The organism is Paenibacillus germinis (genome assembly GCF_013141785.1).
GTDB classification, from domain to species: Bacteria; Bacillota; Bacilli; order Paenibacillales; family NBRC-103111; genus Paenibacillus_E; species Paenibacillus_E phytorum.
Genome location: NZ_WHOC01000176.1, coordinates 201,322 through 222,524, shown reverse-complemented (window position 1 = coordinate 222,524; position 21,203 = coordinate 201,322). Strand labels below are relative to the sequence as shown.

General features: G+C 42.7%; 18 protein-coding genes. 15 read left to right on the top strand and 3 right to left on the bottom strand.

The genetic code is table 11. The features are described from left to right. Positions 1 to 575: 575 nt before the first annotated feature. The 9 genes from GC102_RS34660 to GC102_RS34620 all read left to right on the top strand — a co-directional run bounded on the left by GC102_RS34660 (position 576) and on the right by GC102_RS34620 (position 10,336). Positions 576 to 2,540: an ABC transporter substrate-binding protein gene (locus tag GC102_RS34660; RefSeq protein WP_246321283.1), complete on the top strand. Its 1,965-nt coding sequence runs from the start codon at positions 576 to 578 to the stop codon at positions 2,538 to 2,540. A gap of 88 nt (positions 2,541 to 2,628) precedes the next feature. Beyond that, positions 2,629 to 3,627 carry an ABC transporter permease gene (locus tag GC102_RS34655; RefSeq protein ID WP_171693546.1) on the top strand — a complete coding sequence of 333 codons (999 nt, stop codon included), beginning with the start codon at positions 2,629 to 2,631 and terminating at the stop codon, positions 3,625 to 3,627. Positions 3,628 to 3,630: 3 nt separating this feature from the next. Then, positions 3,631 to 4,776 carry an ABC transporter permease gene (locus GC102_RS34650; RefSeq protein ID WP_171693545.1) on the top strand — a complete coding sequence of 382 codons (1,146 nt, stop codon included), beginning with the start codon at positions 3,631 to 3,633 and terminating at the stop codon, positions 4,774 to 4,776. Positions 4,777 to 4,805: 29 nt separating this feature from the next. Further along, the gene (locus GC102_RS34645) at positions 4,806 to 5,849 is read left to right on the top strand and encodes an ABC transporter ATP-binding protein (protein ID WP_171693544.1); all 1,044 of its coding nucleotides are present in this window, start codon (positions 4,806 to 4,808) and stop codon (positions 5,847 to 5,849) included. A gap of 2 nt (positions 5,850 to 5,851) precedes the next feature. Continuing rightward, a complete protein-coding gene (locus tag GC102_RS34640; RefSeq protein WP_171693543.1) occupies positions 5,852 to 6,871 on the top strand; it encodes an ABC transporter ATP-binding protein in 1,020 nt (339 codons plus the stop codon). Next, positions 6,861 to 7,430 (top strand): HAD family hydrolase, encoded by a 570-nt coding sequence (locus GC102_RS34635; RefSeq protein WP_171693542.1) that lies wholly within the window; start codon positions 6,861 to 6,863, stop codon positions 7,428 to 7,430. Before GC102_RS34640 ends, GC102_RS34635 begins: the two co-directional genes overlap by 11 nt. Before the next feature lie 34 nt (positions 7,431 to 7,464). Continuing rightward, a complete protein-coding gene (locus GC102_RS34630) occupies positions 7,465 to 8,493 on the top strand; it encodes a LacI family DNA-binding transcriptional regulator (RefSeq protein WP_171693541.1) in 1,029 nt (342 codons plus the stop codon). Between the two features lie 32 nt (positions 8,494 to 8,525). Then, on the top strand, positions 8,526 to 9,584 hold the full coding sequence (locus tag GC102_RS34625) for a Gfo/Idh/MocA family protein (RefSeq protein WP_171693540.1): 1,059 nt from the start codon (positions 8,526 to 8,528) through the stop codon (positions 9,582 to 9,584). A 32-nt stretch (positions 9,585 to 9,616) separates the two neighbouring features. Further along, positions 9,617 to 10,336, top strand: a complete 720-nt coding sequence (locus GC102_RS34620; RefSeq protein ID WP_171693539.1) for a ThuA domain-containing protein — start codon at positions 9,617 to 9,619, stop codon at positions 10,334 to 10,336. 455 nt (positions 10,337 to 10,791) lie between these two features. Here GC102_RS34620 and GC102_RS34615 read toward each other — a convergent pair whose 3' ends face one another. Beyond that, positions 10,792 to 11,442 carry a transcriptional regulator gene (locus tag GC102_RS34615; protein WP_171693538.1) on the bottom strand — a complete coding sequence of 217 codons (651 nt, stop codon included), beginning with the start codon at positions 11,440 to 11,442 and terminating at the stop codon, positions 10,792 to 10,794. A gap of 476 nt (positions 11,443 to 11,918) precedes the next feature. Between GC102_RS34615 and GC102_RS34610 the strand changes: the two genes are divergently transcribed. Beyond that, positions 11,919 to 13,124, top strand: a complete 1,206-nt coding sequence (locus tag GC102_RS34610) for an ATP-binding protein (protein ID WP_171693537.1) — start codon at positions 11,919 to 11,921, stop codon at positions 13,122 to 13,124. Positions 13,125 to 13,289: 165 nt separating this feature from the next. Here the strand turns inward: GC102_RS34610 and GC102_RS34605 are convergent, their stop codons facing one another. Together GC102_RS34605 and GC102_RS34600 are read right to left on the bottom strand one after the other, a co-directional pair. Beyond that, a complete protein-coding gene (locus GC102_RS34605) occupies positions 13,290 to 14,300 on the bottom strand; it encodes a BadF/BadG/BcrA/BcrD ATPase family protein (protein WP_171693536.1) in 1,011 nt (336 codons plus the stop codon). 2 nt (positions 14,301 to 14,302) lie between these two features. Continuing rightward, on the bottom strand, positions 14,303 to 15,598 hold the full coding sequence (locus tag GC102_RS34600; RefSeq protein WP_171693535.1) for a 6-phospho-beta-glucosidase: 1,296 nt from the start codon (positions 15,596 to 15,598) through the stop codon (positions 14,303 to 14,305). A gap of 243 nt (positions 15,599 to 15,841) precedes the next feature. Between GC102_RS34600 and GC102_RS34595 the strand changes: the two genes are divergently transcribed. The 5 genes from GC102_RS34595 (at position 15,842) to GC102_RS34575 (ending at position 21,196) form a co-directional block, all read left to right on the top strand. Beyond that, the gene (locus GC102_RS34595) at positions 15,842 to 16,708 is read left to right on the top strand and encodes a MurR/RpiR family transcriptional regulator (RefSeq protein WP_057305501.1); all 867 of its coding nucleotides are present in this window, start codon (positions 15,842 to 15,844) and stop codon (positions 16,706 to 16,708) included. Positions 16,709 to 16,884: 176 nt separating this feature from the next. Further along, positions 16,885 to 17,799 (top strand): N-acetylmuramic acid 6-phosphate etherase, encoded by a 915-nt coding sequence (gene murQ / locus GC102_RS34590; protein WP_171693534.1) that lies wholly within the window; start codon positions 16,885 to 16,887, stop codon positions 17,797 to 17,799. 69 nt (positions 17,800 to 17,868) lie between these two features. Further along, on the top strand, positions 17,869 to 19,311 hold the full coding sequence (locus tag GC102_RS34585; RefSeq protein ID WP_171693533.1) for an ABC transporter substrate-binding protein: 1,443 nt from the start codon (positions 17,869 to 17,871) through the stop codon (positions 19,309 to 19,311). A 101-nt stretch (positions 19,312 to 19,412) separates the two neighbouring features. After that, complete coding sequence (locus GC102_RS34580) at positions 19,413 to 20,318, top strand: carbohydrate ABC transporter permease (RefSeq protein WP_171693532.1); 906 nt, start codon at positions 19,413 to 19,415, stop codon at positions 20,316 to 20,318. 17 nt (positions 20,319 to 20,335) lie between these two features. Continuing rightward, positions 20,336 to 21,196, top strand: coding sequence for a carbohydrate ABC transporter permease (locus GC102_RS34575; protein WP_057305497.1), 861 nt, complete (start codon positions 20,336 to 20,338; stop codon positions 21,194 to 21,196). The last annotated feature ends 7 nt before the right edge of the window (positions 21,197 to 21,203 follow it).

The window sequence follows — 21,203 nt, the reverse complement described above, 5'->3', positions numbered from 1 at the left end:
AACGAATGCGCAAGACAGTATGCTGAGAAGTCGATTTTCAGCTTCTCAGACTCTTTCGGCTCGCAGAGCTCTCGCTGTAAGCGCGGTTTTCGCGTTACTTACTCAGGCGCTCCTGAATAAGCGCGGTTTTCGAGCTTATTCAGTACGGACGCGCGGGACAGCATGTCGAGAAGCGAGGTTACTTGTTTTAGCTTTGGAAAGTGGCATTCCTGTTTTTTACTACCCCTAATTTCTTCCAAAAAAAGTGTTGCATTAGACGTAAATTCGATGTACGATATTACAAAAGATAAAGCGCTTACACGTATGCTGTTCCTGTATTAAACCGGTTTAAGTGAGAGTGGATTATGTCCCCTCTAACTCATAGATTATTAAGCGCCTACAATTTTTTTTTTTTGTAAATTCAATTAAACCGGTTTAACACCATATATACTTAACTTGATTTACGACCTACATATTGCTCACTTACCTGTATTAAACCGGTTTAATGCGTGATCTACCTAGGAGGTGAAGGGAAACAATTTTCAGAGCTTGATGAAGAAGATTGAAGTACCAGTATAATCATGGAGGGGATAGGTTTGAACAAGAATAAGTTGTTTTTTGTAGGGATGATGTTGATCTTTGCCGTTGTTTTTACAGCATGTGAGAGTGAAAGTGATCCAAAGCCAAGTTCAGCCGTTCAGGCAACGAAAGCGCCTGTTGCATCTGCACCAGTGAAGGCTGACGGCTACAAAGAGGCTCCGATGTTAACTAAGCTCGTCGGTGCAGGCACGTTGAAACCTGTGATTGAACGTATGCCGGTTAAGGAAGATATCATGGTGGAAAAAGTAACCGAAGAGATCGGCAAATACGGCGGCGACTGGAAAATGCCCTGGTCAGGGCCTAATGATCGTTGGGCAGTCGGTCAACCGACAGAGGAGGCGCTTTTCCGTTTTAACAAGGATGGAAGCGCTGTTGAACCAAATGTGGCCAAAGGTTTTGACGTGAATAAAGATTCAACCGAATTCACCATTTATTTAAGGAAGGGCATGAAGTGGTCAGACGGCATGCCATTCACAGCCGATGATGTCCTGTTCTACTGGGAGCACATGCTAACGAAAGAAACCTTCGGCAAAAAAATATATGATGCTTATTACTCCGTCGATCCTGTGACAGGGGAAAAAGCTTTAGCTAAAATTACGAAAATTGATGATTACACCTTTAAAGTTGTACATAAATATCCAAGTGTGCTGTTCCTGGAACGCGTTGCCATTGACAACAAATGGTTCTTTGCACCGGCACATTTCCAAAAAACGATACTGCCTGAATTTGTAGGCCAAGATAAAGCACTTGAGATTGCTAAAAAATGGGGATTTGAAGATGTTAAGTCTTTCTTGGTAGCAACGGGCTATTATTATTGGGTAAACCCACAAATCCCGACTTTAAGAGCTTGGGTCGCTAAAAACGATCCGAATAGTGATCAATTTATTATGGAACGCAATCCCTACTATTGGAAAGTGGATAGCGAAGGCAACCAACTACCCTATATGGACCGCATTGTCGCTACCAAAGTTCAAGACCCCGCTCAAAGAGTTCTTGGTTCACTAGCGGGAGATTATAATCTTCTTACCTTTGATTTTAAAGATTTCACCGTATTGAAAGAAAATGAGAAGAAAGCAGGGTTCCGGGTGATGCCTTGGACCACGCCAACTTGGTCAAGTGCTGGCATTCAACTCAATCAGACCACGCCAGACCCTAACCTGCGCAAGCTGTTTCAGGATATTCGATTTAGAGAAGCACTGTCCGTTGCAGTTGATCGTAAAGAAATTTCCGAGATCGTTACAAATGGTTTAGGTGCTCCTGTGCAAGCATCGGTTCCGGAGGGCTTAGTTGGTTTCCAAAAAGGCTGGTCGGACCAGTGGAGCAAATTCGATGTGAATCGTGCCAATCAATTATTGGATGAGTTAGGTTTGACGAAACGGGATAAAAATAATTTCCGTTTGAATGCAGACGGCTCGGATTTAACGATAACGGTTATTGAAGGCAGCACGAGCACGGCAACTTTTCTAGAATTAGTTAAAAAGTATTATCAAGCCGTCGGGATTAAGATGGACGTTAAGGTTGTGGATGCAGGAACTCAGCAGGAACTCAAGTACTCGAATAAGATCCCAGCGACCACGGAAAACATTTCGTTAGTCAATGTAGCCTTCCGGCCTGATACGCTTGTTCCTCTGAGAGTGCTGACCCCATGGTTCGGACATTACGGATTGTTTACTTCATCCAATGGCAAAGAAGGCGTCAAACCAGAAGGTGATGTAGCCTTAATTCTGGACTACTGGAACAAAGTGAAATCATCTACAAGTAAAGAGGAAATCAATAAATGGAGTAATGAGATCATTAAGCTTCATCAAAAGAATCAATGGATTATTGGTTATGCCGGTCCAACGCCTACGCTGGTTGTAGCCTCAAATAAAATGGGTAACATACCGAAAGATTTGGTTTTTTCAGATGAGTTCCGCAGCTTAGGGCATGGTCATCCATCGCAATTTTATATCAAACCATAAGTTAAACCTGTAATCAATAGGGGGAGCTTAGCTTCCCCTTATTGCATTCAGCAGCATCTTCGAATGAAGCGGAGAGGATTGAATAGAGATGCTCCAATATATTTTAAGAAGAATTATATTGGTAATACCCGTCGTTATTTTTATATCAATGATCGTCTTCTACATCATTCAACTGCCGCCCGGTGACTATGTATCGACTTATGCGGCAAAGATGTCCGTGGCAGGCGATGTCATGACGCAGCAAGATATGGATGAAATGAGAGCAAGTTTAAGATTGGATCAACCATGGTTTATGCAATACCTAGCGTGGATGAAAAATATTGTTTTTAATTTCGATTTCGGGTATTCGTTCAGCTATAACAGGCCTGTTATGGACGTCATAGCGCAGTACATGGGGTTAACGATCATCGTCTCTTTGGTAACGATGGCCTTTACCTATGCGGTAGCGATTCCCATCGGTATTTACTGTGCGGTAAGACAATATTCGATAGGTGATTATATTTTTTCAGCCATAGGCTTCCTTGGCATGGCTACCCCTCACTTCTTAATGGCTATTATTTTAATGTACCTCTCTTATGTATATTTTGGCGATCCCCTGCTAGGGCTATTTTCGAATGAATTCGTCAATGCAGGATGGTCGATGGACAAGGTTCTTGATTTGCTGAAGCATATGATTATCCCTGTTCTTGTAATTGGCTTGGCGAACACGGCAGAGCTGATTCGAGTCATGAGAGGTCAAATGCTGGACGAATTGAATAAGCCGAATGTGGTAACCGCAAGATCAAAGGGCTTATCGGAAACGAAAATATTGCTTAAATATCCGACGCGCGCTGCTATGAATCCGATCGTTAGTACCATTGGATGGTCACTAACCTCCATTTTCACAGGTTCAACGATTACGGCAATCGTATTGAATTTACCCATTCAAGGTCCCGTTATGTATAACGCATTATTAGCCCAGGATATGTATTTGGCAGGCACCTGGTTATTGTTTATGGCTGTGTTAACGGTTATAGGGACATTGATTTCGGATATTTTATTGGCATGGCTCGATCCAAAAATTCGCACAGAGTTCAGAGGTACATAACCTATGAAAACAATTCCGATAGCAGGGAAACAGAAATTAAACGTGATCAAGCCACAAAAAAACAGCGATGTCTATTACAGTTCACAATGGCGTCTTATGTATCACAGGTTAAAGAAGCATAAATTAGCCCGGATCAGCTTAGTGATTCTATCCTTGTTCTACATAGCCGCCATATTTGCTCAGTTTATAGCGCCTTACGGGTTGGAGAGCTACGACAGTAAATATGTGAATGCGCCTCCAGCTAAAGTGAGCTTCATAGATGCCGAGGGAAAGTTTCAATTTAGACCGTTTGTATATGACCTAAAGTCAGCCAGAGACCCGGTTACACTTCGTAAAGTCTTTGTTCCGGATGAAAAGGTTCGCCATTCGATCCGCTTTTTTGTCAAAGGTGAAAGCTATAAATTCCTTGGCTTGATTCCAACGAATAGACATCTATTTGGCGTAGATCAACCTGGTCGTGTATTTATATTCGGTACGGACGGGATGGGCAGAGACTTATTATCGCGAATTGTGATGGGAAGTCAGATTTCATTAAGCATCCCTCTCATTGGCGTAACGATCAGTTTTGTCTTAGGTTTGTTTATCGGGGGCGTATCGGGGTATTTCGGAGGTTGGATCGATTCGGTCATTCAGCGTTTCATTGAAATTATTCGTTCATTTCCGACGCTCCCACTATGGATGGCACTTTCGGCTGCCATACCACCGCGTGTGCCCGTAGTAACGATGTATATCTATATCGTCATTATCTTCGCCTTTATTGGTTGGACGGAACTGGCTAGGGTAGCAAGAGGAAAGTTTATTTCGTTGAAAAATGAAGAATATGTGCTTGCAGCCAAAATAGCCGGCGTTAGCGATGCTAAAATCATTATTAAACATCTTTTGCCTGGTTTTATCAGCTACTTGGTTGTGGCAACGACATTAGCCATACCCGGCATGATTCTCGGAGAGACAGCCATGAGCTTTCTTGGACTTGGAATACGCTCTCCTGCTACCAGCTGGGGTGTTCTGCTTCAGGAAGCTCAACAGATCGAGAATGTCGCTTTGTATCCATGGAAGCTAATCCCTTTAGGATTTGTTATCGTTACCGTATTAACCTTTAACTTTCTAGGAGACGGATTGCGCGATGCTGCCGATCCATACAAGAAATAATCCATATTAGCGTAAGGCGAGGAGATATTATGACATCTCAAGCTTCTGTTTCACAATCCGAACAACCCCTGCTATCCGTTCAAGACCTCAAAATTCGAATTCAAATGGATAATGGGGAAATGAAAGCTGTTGATGGCGTTGATTTTGAAATAAAAAAGGGTAAAACATTGGGCCTTGTTGGTGAATCCGGCTGTGGAAAAAGTCTGACCAGTCGAGCTATCATCAGTATTAATCCCAAAGAATGTGAAACCTCAGGGAAGATTGTTTATCATTCCACTTCTGAGAAGGCGCTAAACGATTTGGATTTATTATCTCTAGATTCGCGAGGTAAACAGATTCGATCGATTCGAGGTCGCAAAATTGCTATGATATTTCAAGAACCCATGACGGCATTTTCACCGATGTATACGATCGGGAATCAGATCATGGAGTCCATTTTGATCCACCGCACCAAAAATAAAAAAGAGGCCAAGAAGATAGCGCTAGAAATGCTCAGTAAAGTTGGGATATCCGATCAAGAGAAGCGGTTTGACCAATTTCCGCATGAGTTTTCCGGCGGCATGCGCCAGCGTGCGATGATCTCAATGGCTTTGTCCTGCAATCCGGAACTGTTAATTGCCGATGAGCCCACGACTGCACTGGATGTAACCATTCAAGCGCAAGTGTTAGAGCTTATGAAGGGACTCCAACAGGAATTTGGCATGGCCATTCTGCTGGTGACGCATGATCTTGGGATCATAGCAGAAATGTGCGACGAAGTGGCCGTCATGTATCTAGGGAAAATTGTCGAGCAGTCGACAGTAGAAGATATTTTCAATAATCCTAAACACCCCTATACGAAAGGTCTGCTCAAATCGATGCCAAGATTAGGCGGAAATAGACATACACGTCTAGAATCGATTGAAGGAACAGTTCCGATGGCATTCAATATGCCTCCAATGTGCGGCTTTTATGATCGTTGCAAGGATAGGATTGAAGGTGTATGCAATAAACAGGCCGTGCCGAAAACTCGAATATCCGATAGCCATATGGTTAGATGTTTTCTTTATAAGGATGAGGGCGAAGGAGAATAAGGATGTCTAAACCTATACTGAAAGTAAATAATCTAAATAAGGATTTTCAAGTAAAATCCAAGAATAAGCTGTTTAGCAAGCCTTCATCCATTCGTGTTTTGAACAACGTCTCTTTTGAGCTATTGGAAGGGGAGACTCTAAGCATTGTCGGCGAATCAGGCTGTGGCAAAACGACGTTAGGCCGATGTATTGTGCGAGGGATGGATGCTACTTCAGGGCAAGTGATGTATCAACCTGAAGGTGAGGAGCAAGTTGATTTTTTAGGGTTGCGAGGTAAAGAATTCAAGAAATATAGAAAAGATATTCAGATGATTTTTCAGGATCCCTATTCATCACTGAGTCCGAGAATGAGCGTATACGATATTATAGCTGAGCCGCTGCTCGCCAACTTTAAGCTGACGAAATCACAATTGGATGACAAAGTTACCCAAATCGCAGAGAAGACGGGATTAAATGTCAGCTATCTCAAACGATATCCTCATGCCTTTTCCGGAGGGCAAAGACAACGTATCGCTATTGCGAGATCACTTATTTCTCAACCGAGACTAATTGTATGTGATGAAGCTGTTTCGGCGTTAGACGTGTCAATAAAGGCACAAATCATTAATCTGCTGAAGGACCTGCAAGAGCAGCTGCAGATCACTTATATTTTCATCTCTCATGATTTATCCATCGTTCAAAACATATCCGATAGAGTAGCTGTTATGCACTTAGGGAAAATTGTAGAACTGGCGCCAGTGGATTCGTTATTTGATCATCCCAAGCATCCCTATACGGAGGCGCTATTGTCGGCTGTACCTGAGCCAGACCCGAATTATAAGAAGGATCGAATTATTCTCGAAGGAGAAGTTCCTAATCCAGCTAATCCTCCAAGCGGATGTCACTTTCATCCAAGGTGTACGTATAAGTCCGATAAATGTATACAGGAAGAACCAGAGCTGCAGGCCGTCGGCGAAAATCATTATGCTGCATGCCACTATGCAAATCAATTAAACTTAAGAGGTGTAATCCATGAGTCTTAAGACAACGAATGATACGACAACGATTGATCCTAATGCTAAGAAGCTTATTGTTTTTCTGGACTGCGGAGATACCATCATTGATGAAGGAACCGAAATTAGAGATGACAACGATATTGTCATTGAGGCGAATGTGATTCCAGGGGCCGATATTATGGTGAAGACGCTGGCCGAACGTGGATATATACTAGCCATTGTAGCCGACGGTAGGGCGCAATCGTTCAAAAATATTTTAACGCAAAATGGATTGTATGATTATTTTACTACGATGATTTATTCAGAGACGATTAAAGCTTCTAAACCAAGTTCCCGTATGTTTAAAGCCGCGATTGGAGCATTGGATCTCAGCGAGCAGGATTGCTCCCGTATTGTCATGGTTGGCAACAACCTGAGCCGCGATGTTAAAGGAGCCAATGCTATGGGGATTACGAGTGTCTTCTTGAGCTGGACGCCTAGATACCCGAAATTGCACGCAGACGAAAGTGAAATACCCGACTATACGATCAACCATCCGCTGGAATTAATCGATTTAGTGGAAAAACTCAATGAAGAATTAGGATAAATGGATGGTTTTCTGAAGGGATGTTTGATTATATATGGCTAAAATTGATGAAGTAGCAAAATTAGCGAAAGTCTCAAAAGGGACAGTGTCGAATGTTTTTAGCCAAAAAAGACCTACAAGTGACGAAGTAAAAGAGAGAGTCATGACGGTCTCCAGACAATTAAATTATGTGCCTAATCATATTGCGCGAAGCTTGGCTACGAAGAAAACCATGGCGATCGGGTTGACAATCCCGCATGGCAGCTTCTTTTTTAGCGCATTTCATACACAGTTTATTAATGGCGTTATTTTGGAAGCTTCCTTTTATGGATACAGGGTTCTGCTGGATATGATTCCTGTACAAAAGGTGAAAACACCATTCCTGTCGAGTTATCCGATTGATGGTGCTGTTGTGATGAGTCCAACGACCGATGATGACCGTATCAACCTCATGCATGGTGAACAAATCCCCTTTGTTACTGTCGGCAGAGTCATGAATACCAATATTCATAAATCTTTCAGCGTGGATAACGACAATCATAAGATTATTGACAATATATGCAAGTATCTGATCGACAAGGGTCATAAAGACATTATGTTTTTAAATGCAAATGAGCTTATGACCGTGTCCATCGATAGAAAAGCCGGCTTCATCAAGGCGATGAATGATCATCTGCTTGACGTGGAAGAACACATGATTCATCATAAGCCTGCCTTAAATACAAGTGAATACATGGACTATGGCTATGCTGAGACGATTGAAATCCTTGGTAACCAGAAGAAGAAAGTGACCGCGATTATTGCAGATGACGACCGCACGGCATTCAGTGTCCTTAATGCACTCAAGGATCTGAATCTCAGGGTACCAGAAGATGTATCTTTGTTTGTCATATGCGGAGATCTCTCTATGATGGTTCAATCGAACCCGTCTTTGACGAGCATGGATTTGCAGCCTTCGGAATTAGGGGCTCAATCGGTCCGATTGTTAATGCACCAACTAGGCGTTCTGCAAGGGGATTTCTCGGAAAATATGATTATAGAAAGCAAAATTATAGAAAGAAATTCTTGTCTGACGATTGAATAAGTAGTTGAAGACAATATCGGGAGGGCAGCAGGATGAACAAAGACATATGGAACGTAGGCATTATTGGTCTTGGAGGAATTGGCGATTATCATATGAACCATCTTTCGAGAATTGTGAATACGAGAGTTGCAGCCATTTGTGATGTGAATACGAAGGCGGTTCAAGAGGTCGGTGATCGATTGAACTTATCGGCTGAGAAGCGCTATAGCGATTATAAAGCGATTATTGCTGATACCGATGTTGACTTTATCATATCCGGTGTTTCGAATAAATTCCATTATGACATTTTAAAATATGCGATTGTATGCGGTAAACCGATATTCTCTGAAAAACCTTTCACACGAACGATGGAAGAAGCAGATGAATTATTAAGCTTGTATGAAAAGAATCCGATACCCTGCATGATTGGATTTTCCTACCGTTATAGACCTTGCTTTCAATACGTTAAGAAGCTTGTAGAACAAGGGACTTTAGGGCGTATTCGGCATATTGCCGCTCACTACTTGCAAGAGGAAAACGCGCCCATGTTTAACAAGGAGTACACCTGGCGATTTAACAAAGAGATGGCAGGGTCAGGTATATTAGCGGATATTGGCTCTCATATGGTGGATGCGGCACGCTTTTTTGTAGGAGAATTTACGCAAGTGGCCGGTATGATGAGCACATTTATCGATCACCGAACAGATTCGCGGACGAATCAACTCGTGGAAGTAGACGTGGATGACTTTACAGGATTCCAGTGTGTGCTTGAAGGCGGGGTCATGGGCACGTTTTATACCCATAAAAATGCCATTGGAACGAAAAATCAATTTCAGGTTACGTTGTTTGGCGATCTAGGCACCGTCAGGATTTCAGTTGAACAACCGAATGAAGTTCATTTGACGGTTAGAGAAGGCGAAAAGCTGGAGCTAACAGAAAAAGTCATTCATTTGGACGAGAAAACGATGAAGCCCATGCTGCAGGATTTTGTGGATTATTTGGAACAGGCTAACTCTCCATTACTCCCTACAATCATAGACGGATACCGTAATCAACGAGTGCTGCAAGCGATCATAGATTCAGCTAAAGACGGAGTAACGAGAACCATATAACTGCATTCATTGTTAAAAAAGGAGCGAGTTGTATGATTAAAGTAACGATATGGAATGAATTTCTGCAAGAGCAAAGAAAAGAAGAGGTAGCCCGGATATATCCCAAAGGGATGCATGGAGCCATTGCTGATGGTATCAAGCAGGATGGATTTGAGATTAGCTTTGCAACTTTTAATGAGCCTGAGCATGGACTAACCCAAGAAAAGCTGGATGCTACCGATGTTCTCATTTATTGGGGTCACGTCGATCACAAGGGCTTTCAGGATGATGTCGTCGATCGTATTTGTGACCGTGTACATAAGGGGATGGGGCTGGTCGTCTTGCATTCAGGCCACCATTCCAAGATGTTCCGCAAGCTAATGGGGACATCCTGTGACCTGCTTTGGAGAGAAGCGGACGAGAAAGAACGGCTTTGGGTTATTGATCCATCGCATCCAATCGTTGAGGGAATTGGCCCCTATATCGATTTGGCGGAAGAGGAGATGTACGGAGAGCATTTTGATATTCCTGTACCTGATGAATTAATCTTCGTCAGTTGGTTTGAGGGGGGCGAGGTGTTCCGCAGCGGCTGCACGTACCGTCGCGGTCAAGGCCGAATTTTCTATTTCCGTCCAGGACATGAGACTTATCCTACCTATCACAACAAAGATGTTCAGCGCGTGATCGCCAATGCTGTAAAATGGACAGCCCCAGTTATAAGAGAAAAAACGTTTTACGGACATCATTCTCCACTGGAAGAAATCAAGAAATAATGTAAAGCGGCACCTTTGAGGTGTCGTTTTTTTTGTCGATAGATAGGAATTTATATGTTTTAGGGTAAGCGAAGTTTACTCCATATTTATTGTGAAACACCATAAGGGGCTTAGATTTGGGTTCACTCAACCCTCAAAGTAATCGGGATACATTCCGGAGGGATGCTTCACTTTGTAGGGTTGAGCAAGGCATCGTTGACATCTACCGTGACCTTCGTTAATAGCTAACACTATTGTCAGAAAAGTGATAGCTGCAGGTTGAAGGAAAGTTCCCTGCTGGTTGCCCCTTAACGGACCTAATCGCCGTTATTATCGGTTATTTGAGCTTTCCTCTTATCTAACGGACTCTATAATCGTTATTAGATAAAAAAAAATCAATTTTCTGTCTGTTTCAATGAATAGTAGCAGCGGAGTCCGTTAGAATTTTTACGTGCTCCATTTTATCCAAATTACGTCTACTGAGTCCGTAAGCAATACATGCGGTACCTCATTTTTCCGCTCGTTACAAATAAGATTTCCATTTCAACCAAATTGTGCAGAATCCGCCGGGCATGACGGTCGGTAATTCGCAGATGGCCAGCCAACACTATGGGTGTGAATGGACGAAGCAGGCGCCGAGCAAATCGTACTGTTTCCGCTTCGAGAAAATTTAATTCGGGCTGCACATTTGTTGAGATGAATTTTCCAATGAAGGAAAGTACCAGTTGCTGGCATCGTTGAGGTTCATCTTGAATGGAAAGATAAGCAATGGGTAAAAATATCCAGCCATCAAGCGCCAATAAACAATGCCGCCAACATAAATCTTTAAATCGTTTTACATCAAGATCCCTGGCGTGAGAACCGTAGCCCTGAATTTCAATGCCACCCTTCACACCTCCAGGTAAATATGCAAGATCCACATAACGGTATCCATTGTTAAAATCACGCACCTCCCATTCGGGATAAAGGTGATCGAAATTGTTGACAGTTGGGAACCAAACGGATCGCAAAAATTCCATGGTGCCATGACCTAAGCCCTTTTCAAGCAACTCACGCCTTCTGTGATTTGTCTCATGCACAATATTCGATTGTAACCATTCCTCATATTTTAGGTCAAATCTTGACATGTCTTCCCTCTCCTTTATTCACAGGCAAAAGCAAAAAGCCGCCCCGATACAAAGTATCGAAGCGGCGTGTGCTTCACGACCGAATTGCTTTTAGTGTAGCGTTAAATAAGAAGCTTGACAATAGGTGAAGCCGATAATTCTGGTAGTTTTGCTTATATAAGATCACCAAGTCGATTGGGCAGTGAAACCAGCCACTGCGGGAGAGCACTTCGCTGGCAGCGATGAGGTAAGGGGTTCAGCCCGCACGCAGGGAGCGAAGCGAGTGAGCACGGTGCGCAAGTAGGGCTGACCATATCTCACTTCGATATCCAGTCCGTCCCAGGCGGAGAAAATCGCGCGACTCATGCCTTGCAGGAGGAGTTTTTTGTCGAAAAAGATTTGCATCAGGCAAGCATGAATCGACATACGAATTGAAAGATTTGGAATATGATAGATTGTAGATATTGGAGTGATATTCATTGAAGGGGTTGATCGTTTTGGGCAAAAGCAAAATAGAAATATCCTCAAAAGGTATCGAAAAAACTCTTCGTAAGTTTGATTATTTGCAAGCAATCTCTGAATATATTTGGAATGGTTTCGATGCTCAAGCTACTGTTGTAGATGTTAAGCTTCATAAGAATGTTCTAGGCGGCATAGATCAAATTGTCATTTCTGATAATGGTTATGGCATAGATAGGAGAGAATTAGATCGGAAGTTTACGCCATTTTTTGAATCAGAGAAGCAAGTTGATCCTGAAAAGCGAGCAAGAACGACTTCTGCCATGCATGGAAAGAATGGAATCGGTCGATTAACCTTCCACCACTTTGCATCAGATGCAACATGGGAAACGACATATGTAGACGGCCTTCTTAAAAATACGTATATCATTCGTATTCATTCGAAAAATTTGGATACTTATGAAGCTACGAATAACATACTAACAGATGAAGATTCAGGGACGACGGTAACTTTTCATAATATCATAAAAGACTTTGTATATGAGGATTTGTTGACTTTTTTATGTAAGGAATTTGGGTGGTTCCTAGAACTTCATTCTGAAAAACATTTCGATGTTAGATTGGATGGCGTATCCTTAGACTATTCGTGCGTTATAGCCGAAAAAGAAAGTTTTAAAATCGTTCATGAGCCTACACAAACGGAGTTTCAAATCAAATATGTTCGTTGGAATGACCGAATCAATCATGAATATTCCAAGCTTTACTTTATCGATTCAAATTTAGCTGAAAAGCATAAGCAGCCGACAACTTTTAATAATAAAGGTGATTCCTTCTATCATAGTGTTTATATTCAAAGTCAAGGATTTGATCATTTTGATTTTGATAGTGAAGACAACGGTGGACAACTGGAATTATCTTTTGGAGCAAGCAGAAGAAGCGAGGCCTTTCAATTTTTACTTGAAGAAATCAACACGTTTATTAAGCAAAAAAGGAAGCCCTACTTGGGATTATTAGCAGATCATGTTATTGAGGACTTTGCGGAATCCAAGGCATTTCCTACTTTTAAAGACGTACCTGAGGACAATACCAGAAAAGAAGAGCTCGAATCTGTCATCAGGGAAATGTGTCAACTAGAACCAAGAGTATTTGCACGTTTAAACCCAAAACAGAAAAAATTGGTGGCTCACCTTATTCATTTAGCGATGGGATCGAATGATCGGCAACGGTTGTTGGAGGCTTTATGAGGTATGAAGATCTGAGCTTAAGTTAGCGGAACGTAGATCCTTTATTTCGGAAATTCTTTGCATGAAATCGAATAAGAGGAACGAGACAGCGCTATTTGTCCAAATAGCGCTGTCTCGTTCCCTTAAAATATTCTAGTTACTATAGCGATACTTTATTTCATTTCACTATAAAATATTGTGTTGTTCTACGGCCTCAATCACTTTCAGACGAGTATCTAAATTCACTGGATGACCATAGGCAAGTTCCAGTGCCCATAGGACTGCGCCAGTTGCAGGTGGTACTTGTAGAAGGATGTAATTGCAGCTGTGATTGGTCAAGTTTGCAATATGATTTTTGAAGTTTTGCAGAAGCAGAGGACTTTCAGCTTTGACCCAGACTGAGCCTGCCAGAATAATATCGACTTCATGGTCAAAATCCAGATTGTGCATACAGCCAACCGTGGAGTAGGCCAGTTGTTTGGCTGTGTTATCTATAATATTCAGAGCTACGGAATCCCCGTTATCTGCCGCGGAGAACAGGATTTGCACCAGCTTGGTGGTGGGACTTGTTCGCTTTTGTATGCCGTTCAAGGTGTATTCAATGAACAATTCTTTACTGGGTATTTGCAGCAGCTTCATGACGGGGTCAGTCATCTCGGTTTCCGGTCCCATACGGTAGAAAAAGTCATATACAGCCCGTAGTACTTTTCTGGCTAGAAAGAACCCCCCAGCTTCATCACCAGATAACTCACTGCCAACACCGCCTATTTGAAGGCGCTTTCCACTTGGAGAAATCCCTCCCGTAGAGGAGCCCGAGCCATTAATGGAGCAAATGCCGAAGCCCTTTTCACTGCCCGCTTTAACACCCAAGAATGAGTCGTTGTCCATGGCATAGTGAGTAAAGCCGATGCGTTCAATGACTTGGCATAAATTTTCCTTCTGGGATGGAATGTCTGCACCAGCTAATCCGAAAGCACCGGCTGCAATATGTTCCATGGTTAACTGATTGCGCGTCAGCAAATCCTGAATATTTTCATTCATGATTCTGAAAGAGCTCAGATACGCGTCGGGGAACTGTTCATGACTGCATGTGCCTGTATGAATATGGTCTACAAAGTTCCCTTGGATATCAAATAGAAAGTAGTCCGTTTTACTATTTCCGCCGTCGACACCGATAATGTACTTTTTATCATTCATGACTACTTCTCATTAGCGAAAAACTGCGGGAGGTAGTCTCTGTGGGCTTCCTTCAACTCATTGAAGCAGTTATGCGCGGCATCGTAGTCACCGACCAATGGATTCATCAATAGGGCGCGCATAGCGGCATCTTCGTTGCCGTTCACAGCAGCAGCTACAGTTTCACGCTCATAGGCTTTAACCATACGCATATAATCAATGATATGTTGATTATTGAAATCGTTAACTTTGATCGGTGTGGCGCCATTTTTACCAATAACCGCACAAACTTCAACCGCATCGGAGTTTTCCATGAAATCTAGGGCTCCGTTGTTAAGCAGGTTGACCACATGAACCTCTTGTTTGTCGTTATAGATGGCATCGACTAAACTGATGGCTACTTCCGAATAATTGGCACCGCCGCGAGTAGAAAGCAGCTCCGGTTTTGAATGCAGTTCGGAATCCAAGTAGATGTTTAGGAGTTCCTCTTCGATCTGAATACATTTCTCGCCTCGTGTTAATTCACTTTCTTTCAGCAATTTCAGCTTCTTCAATTTGAAGTAATAATATTCCAAATAAGAAGAAGGTATGGCTCCCACCATTTGAACGACCTCTTTACTGAATCCGCTTGAAGGAATATTCTTCATCGCTTCACTGTTAAGCCCCATATCAAGTGCCGTTTTCACATAATCCTTACCATCTTGCTCAATAGAAGTAATCCAGCTTAAATGGTTAAGTCCAACATAGGTAAAGTTAGCATGGTCTAATTGCAAGGTTTCACGAATGCTCTTGAACATGTTGAAAGGAACATTGCACAGACCTAGCATCTTCACCTTGGAATGGTTAAGCAGAGCTTCTGTAATAATTCCGGCTGGGTTGGAGAAATTGATGAGCCAAGCATCCGGACACAGTTCTTTCATACGGTCGGCAATATGAAGCATAACGGGAATGGTGCGCATGGCTTTAAAAAATCCACCGATTCCGCAGGTTTCTTGCCCGATTAAATCGTATTTGAGAGGAATGGTCTCGTCGAGTACGCGGGCAGGCAGCTTACCCACACGAATTTGTGATAACACGAAATCCGCATTCAGCAGCGCTTCATCCAAGTTTTCGGTTAAGATAACTCGACAAGGAATATTCGCTGCCTGTATCATGCGTTCACAGAGGTTGCCTACAATTTCCAACTTTCTTGCATCAATATCCATGAGTACGAGTTCATCTATTGGTAAAACGTCTTTTCGCTTAATCATTCCTTCAATCAATTCTGGGGTGTAAGTGCTTCCTGATCCAATAATCGCTATTTTCAATTTTTTATTCATCCATGTATTCACCCTTCCTATTTAGCTCAATCTCGCTGCTATTATAGCATCGCATTCAGAAACGCTGCAATATAAATTGGAATTTAATTTTACTTTGAATTGTTTATTTTGAAAATAAATTTCTTAACTTAATATTCAAAATTGTGTACGATTTTAGATATAAATCTTGTTTTTTTGAGCAATTATTCGTATGATGAGATTAAAATTTCAGCTCAGAGAAAATAGGGTGAACAGATAATATATATGTCAATTAATGATAATATTTTGATAAAGATTCGTGATATGAAAGAAAGCCTAACTCCTGTAGAGAAGTTGGTAGCCGAGTATATTTTGGAGAATTTAGAGGAAATCCCGCATCTTTCGATTAAAAGCCTTGCCGGGCTGACGAAGACCAGTGACGCATCTGTTCTTCGTTTCTGTAAAACGATGGGGTATAAAGGTTACCGGAACTTTATTGTAAGTATCTCGGCTTCAATCGGATCTATGGACGATGATGAGAAAGACCAGTACACCGATATACAACCAGGGGATGATCTATCTGTCATTATCTCTAATATTTCTCGCAATAATAGTAAATCTATTGAAGACACCCTCAGTGTCATTGATAAAAATGAAATAGCCCGTGCTGTAAAAGTCCTGCGTGAAAGTAACCGTATTGCATTTTTCGGAATTGGTGCTTCCGGTCTGGTCGGTATCGATGCGGAGCAGAAATTTTCACGGATCAACAAGATGTGCCATACCTACACGGACGGGCACAGCCAGCTCACGGCAGCTACGCTGATGGACAAAAGTGATGTAGCCATCTTTATTTCGAATTCCGGCAGTACGGTGGAAATTCTCGATTCGCTAGAAATAGCCAAAAAAAATGGCGCATGTATTATTGCCATTACCAAATATAATAAAAGCGAGTTAGCAGATAAGGCGAATATCGTCTTGAGCATTTCTACACCAGAGGTAACGATCAGAAGCGGTGCCATGGGATCGCGAATTGCCATGCTGACGGTAATTGATATACTTTTTGCGGGTGTAGCCAGTGCGGAATACAAGAAAGTGAAGAAATATTTAGCTAAAACGCACGATATTATAGCCAGCAGCAAACATCGTAAATAAAAGACAAAGACAACGCCTTAGCAAGATCAAGTCGTTGTCTTTTTTTGTTGTAAAATAAAATAAAAAATCAAATGTTTATTGTAAAAAGAAATAAAATTTCAAAAACTATTGACCATCATGAAATTTTTCGCTAGTATGAAATTAGAAATTGTAACAAACAGGATAGGAGGAAGGCTATGGATGAGTATCTGTCGGGGTTGACTACGGAAGAGATTAACGAGAAAACACTGATTATGGATGAATGTACAACGGAACAAATGCTGCGTTTAATGAATGAGCAGGATGCTGAGGTTCCCGCTGCAGTGGGAGCAGAAATACCGCAAATTATGAAAGCGGTTGATATTTTACATCATGTTCTTAAAAACGGTGGCAGAATGTTCTACGTAGGGGCTGGATCTTCTGGCAGACTCGGTGTGCTCGACGCTTCTGAATGTCCTCCTACTTTTGGTATTGACCCCATGCTGGTGCAAGGTCATATCGCCGGTGGCGATGGGGCACTAAGAATTGCAGTTGAAGGTTTTGAGGATAACGCGGAGGAGGGGATCGCACTCATTGAACGGTGCGGTGTGACAGACAAGGATGCTGTTATCGGAATTACGGCCAGTGGAAGCGCACAATTCGTCATTGCCAGTTTAAAAAAAGCAAAGGAAATTGGTGCAGCTACGATCGGCGTAGTGAATAACAAAAATTCGAAACTAGAGCCTGTCTGTGATGTGTGTATTGCGCCAGTGGTTGGGCCGGAAGCGATTATGGGATCTACCCGATTGAAAGCGGGGACAGCACAGAAGCTGGTTCTTAACATGCTGACGACCTGTACGATGGTGAAGCTTGGAAAGACGTATAACAACCTCATGGTTGACATGAAGGCAAGCAATATCAAATTGTATGATCGTTCTGTTCGTATCATTAGAGCGGCAACAGGGGTAGATGAAAAGTGCGCTATTGCCCATTTGGAAAGCGCTTCCATGAATTGCAAATTGGCGATTATGATGATAAAAACCGGTTTGGATGCAGCGGAGGCAGAACGAGCATTGAATCAATGTGACGGCCGTTTGAAAACAGCCATACGTACTTTTAGCAAAGTTGTGTGAAAAACTCAATATAAAAAGGAGAGACTTTGAGCTACGCTCAAAGATCCCTATATTAGGAGGTCTATTTACATGAAAAGAAAAATGCCCGTATTAGCATCCGTCGTAGCTTTAACCATGGCTTTAACAGCTTGTGGTGGTACTTCCGGTACGAAAGCAACAACTACACCAGCAGGCACTCCTGCTCCAGCGGCTACTGCCGGCGCCTCAACAGCTAAAGACACCATTACTGCTTTGCTGCCGCCAGTTTCACCGAACTACCAAAAGACTTTCGAACAAATGTCCAAAGACTTTACGGCATTGTACCCGAATCTGACTTTGAAAATCGAACCGGCAAGCTGGGAAGATATGAAGCAGAAATTGGATACGCAAGTGAATGCGGGCAGCCCGCCGGACATTGCGTTCGGAGGCTCTGACGGCATCCCTAAGTATCTGCAGCAAGGTTTGCTCATGGACATTACGGATTCAGCAACTCCTGAGATGATTAACGATTATGAGAAAGCTCCGCTTGAATACATGAAGAACGGCAAAGGACTTTACGGTTTCCCAGCGTACATGGAAGTTCACGCACTAGGCGGCAACAAAGCGTACCTGGAAAAGGCTGGCATCGATTGGAAGAAAGTACAAACGAGCGGTTGGACGTACGATGAATTCCGTCAAGCGGTCAAAAAAGGCGTCGTAACTGAAAACGGCAAAACACGCTATGGTTTCGTATTCGCTGTTAAAGGCGTTGCAGCCGTTGACTACTTGGGTATCATGGCGAAAAATGCCGGCATGCCTCATGCGTTTAATAAAGATTTGAAATATGCGTACACTAGCAAAAACTACCTAGGTCTTCTGAAAGATCTTCGTGCGTTGATCGATGACGGCTCCATGCCAAAAGAGCTTAGCTCCGTAGATGCAGGTAAACGTTGGAACATGTTCTTGACAGGCCAAACGATGATCACTGGTAAAGGTCTTGCGGTATTTGAGAATTCCGCTAAAACCAATAACGCAAAACTTAAAGCAGCTGATGCAAGTGCTGTAAAAGATTCCATCCCGGTTGATTATGTGGTATTGCCGGCTCCGACTTTCCAAGGTGCAAAACCATCATTCGCTACTGTCGTTGACGGTTACATGACGTTCCGCGGTAAAAAGGAACCTACGGCTGAGCACAAAGCGAATGTTGTAAAAGCTGCTTACTTCTTAGCTAGCGGTAAAAATGCTGCAGCAACAAACAGTGATCTGTTCTCTGCTCACATTACGCAAAGCGGTAAAAAAGCAGCTGAAAGCATGAAAATTGACAGAAGCCCTGAGAACATCGCTGCTGTTGATTACATGCTGAAAAATGCGACACCAGCTCGTTCGGATATCCCGACAGAACTGGGTGCTAAAGCGATTAAGTTGGAAACAGAAGTTATCGTACCTAAGTTCCAAGGTCTAATCGCAGGTGAAATTACTCCTGAAGCAATGTATGAAGCTGTGAAAACCGCTGCAATTGCTGCATTTGGCGCAGACGGCGTTGTGAAAGATTAATCATAAGTTGTAAACCTCGGATAGTCGTGATGCTTGTTGCGCGGCTATCCGAACTATTTTAATCCGAGTTTTTTGAAACGGGGTTTGGGGGTTAGACAAAAATGGCAACGAATATCGCTAAACCGATGAAAAGAAAAGGAATCAAAGGAGAAGGTGCTTGGGGATATGCATTCATTGCCGTCGCATTGGTTGTTTTTGCGATGTTCACCGCATATCCGGTCGTTAGCGCCTTTATCATTAGTCTCCAACAATATAAGCCTCTTGGTTCCACGTATGTTGGGTTCGACAATTATGTCGCTACGGTGAAAGATGCTTTATTTTGGCAAGCAATGCGCAATACCGTCGTCTATACGCTTTTGACTGTACCTGTTAACTTGATCTTGTCCATGGTGATCGCGATTATGATTCTGCCGCTCAGGAAAAAAACGCAGGGCTTTTTCAAAGGTGTTTATTACTTGCCTGTTGTTGCTTCAGGTGTTGCTTTATCCGTCGTATGGCTTTGGATCTTCGATCCGATGGAAGGCGGAATTTTAAATCAGTTGATTCATTTCTTTGGCATTACCAATCAGAACTGGCTGGGCTCAAGCAAAACGGCGATGTTTTCTTTGGTTCTAATGTCCTGGTTGTCCAGTCATGGCACAAGCATTATCATCTACCTCGCCGGTTTACTCGGCATTGATGATACGTATTACGAGGCAGCGGAAATGGACGGAGCGAACTTTTTTCAGAAGCTGTGGCACATCGTTGTTCCTTCTTTGAAACCAGCTACATTATTCCTTTTGGTAACGGGTGTTATCGGTTCATTCCAAGTGTTCCAAAACGCATACCTCATGACCGGTGGCGGTCCGAACAATGCGACTACCATGGTGGGGCTGCTGATTTTCAATAATGCATTTACTTACTTCGAATTCGGTAAAGCCGCGGCGCAATCACTGATTCTAGCTGTTATTATCGCGGGAATTTCGGTTATTCAGTTCAAATATGCAGGAAAAGACGTCGAGTATTAAGAGAGAGGGGATAAAAAATGGCTTTATACAGCAATCATGCAGGAAAACCTAGAGTAAAAACCATTCGAAATTCAATTATTTTTATCGCCCTTCTACTTTTTGCTTTGGCGACGATATTTCCGATCTATTTCATGGTCATTTCATCCTTTGCTGATCCGGTTGAGGCTGGAGCGGTGAGCTACTCCATTTTACCAAGCAAGTTTACATTCGCTTCCTTTAAATTTTTCTTTGATTACAGTGAGTATTCGTATCGTTGGATTTTAAACTCTCTGATCGTCGCGACCACCGTGATGGTGTCCAATGTTATTTTTGCGAGCATGGCTGGGTATGCATTTTCTAAACTTCGTTTTAAAGGGAGAGGCGTGCTGTTTGCTGTGCTGCTTGTCTCCATGATGATTCCTTACCAAGTTACGCAAGTTCCTTTGTATATTCTGGTTGTTAACGTGTTCGAATTGCAAAATACGTACAGCGCGCTAATTATGCCGGGTATCGTTACTGTATATAATATTTTTCTGGCTAAACAGTTTATGAGCAGCATCCCGAACGAGATTATGGAAAGCGCCAAGATCGAAGGGTGCAGCCAGTTCACGATCTATTGGAGAATCATTCTGCCTTTGTCCAAAACCGTGCTTGCCGTCATGGCGATTCTAACGTTTATGGATAGCTGGAACACATTCTTCTGGCCGCTTCTTGTCACTAATACGATGGATATGCAGACGATCCAAGTCGGATTGAAAAACTTCCGCTTCGCCAATACGACGTTTATCGCGCCGATGATGGCGGGTGCTACGATCTCTGCACTGCCGATGTTTATTCTTTTCTTCAGCTTGCAAAAGTACTTCTTAGAAGGTGTAACGGTTGGTGCGGTGAAGGGCTAATACAAGC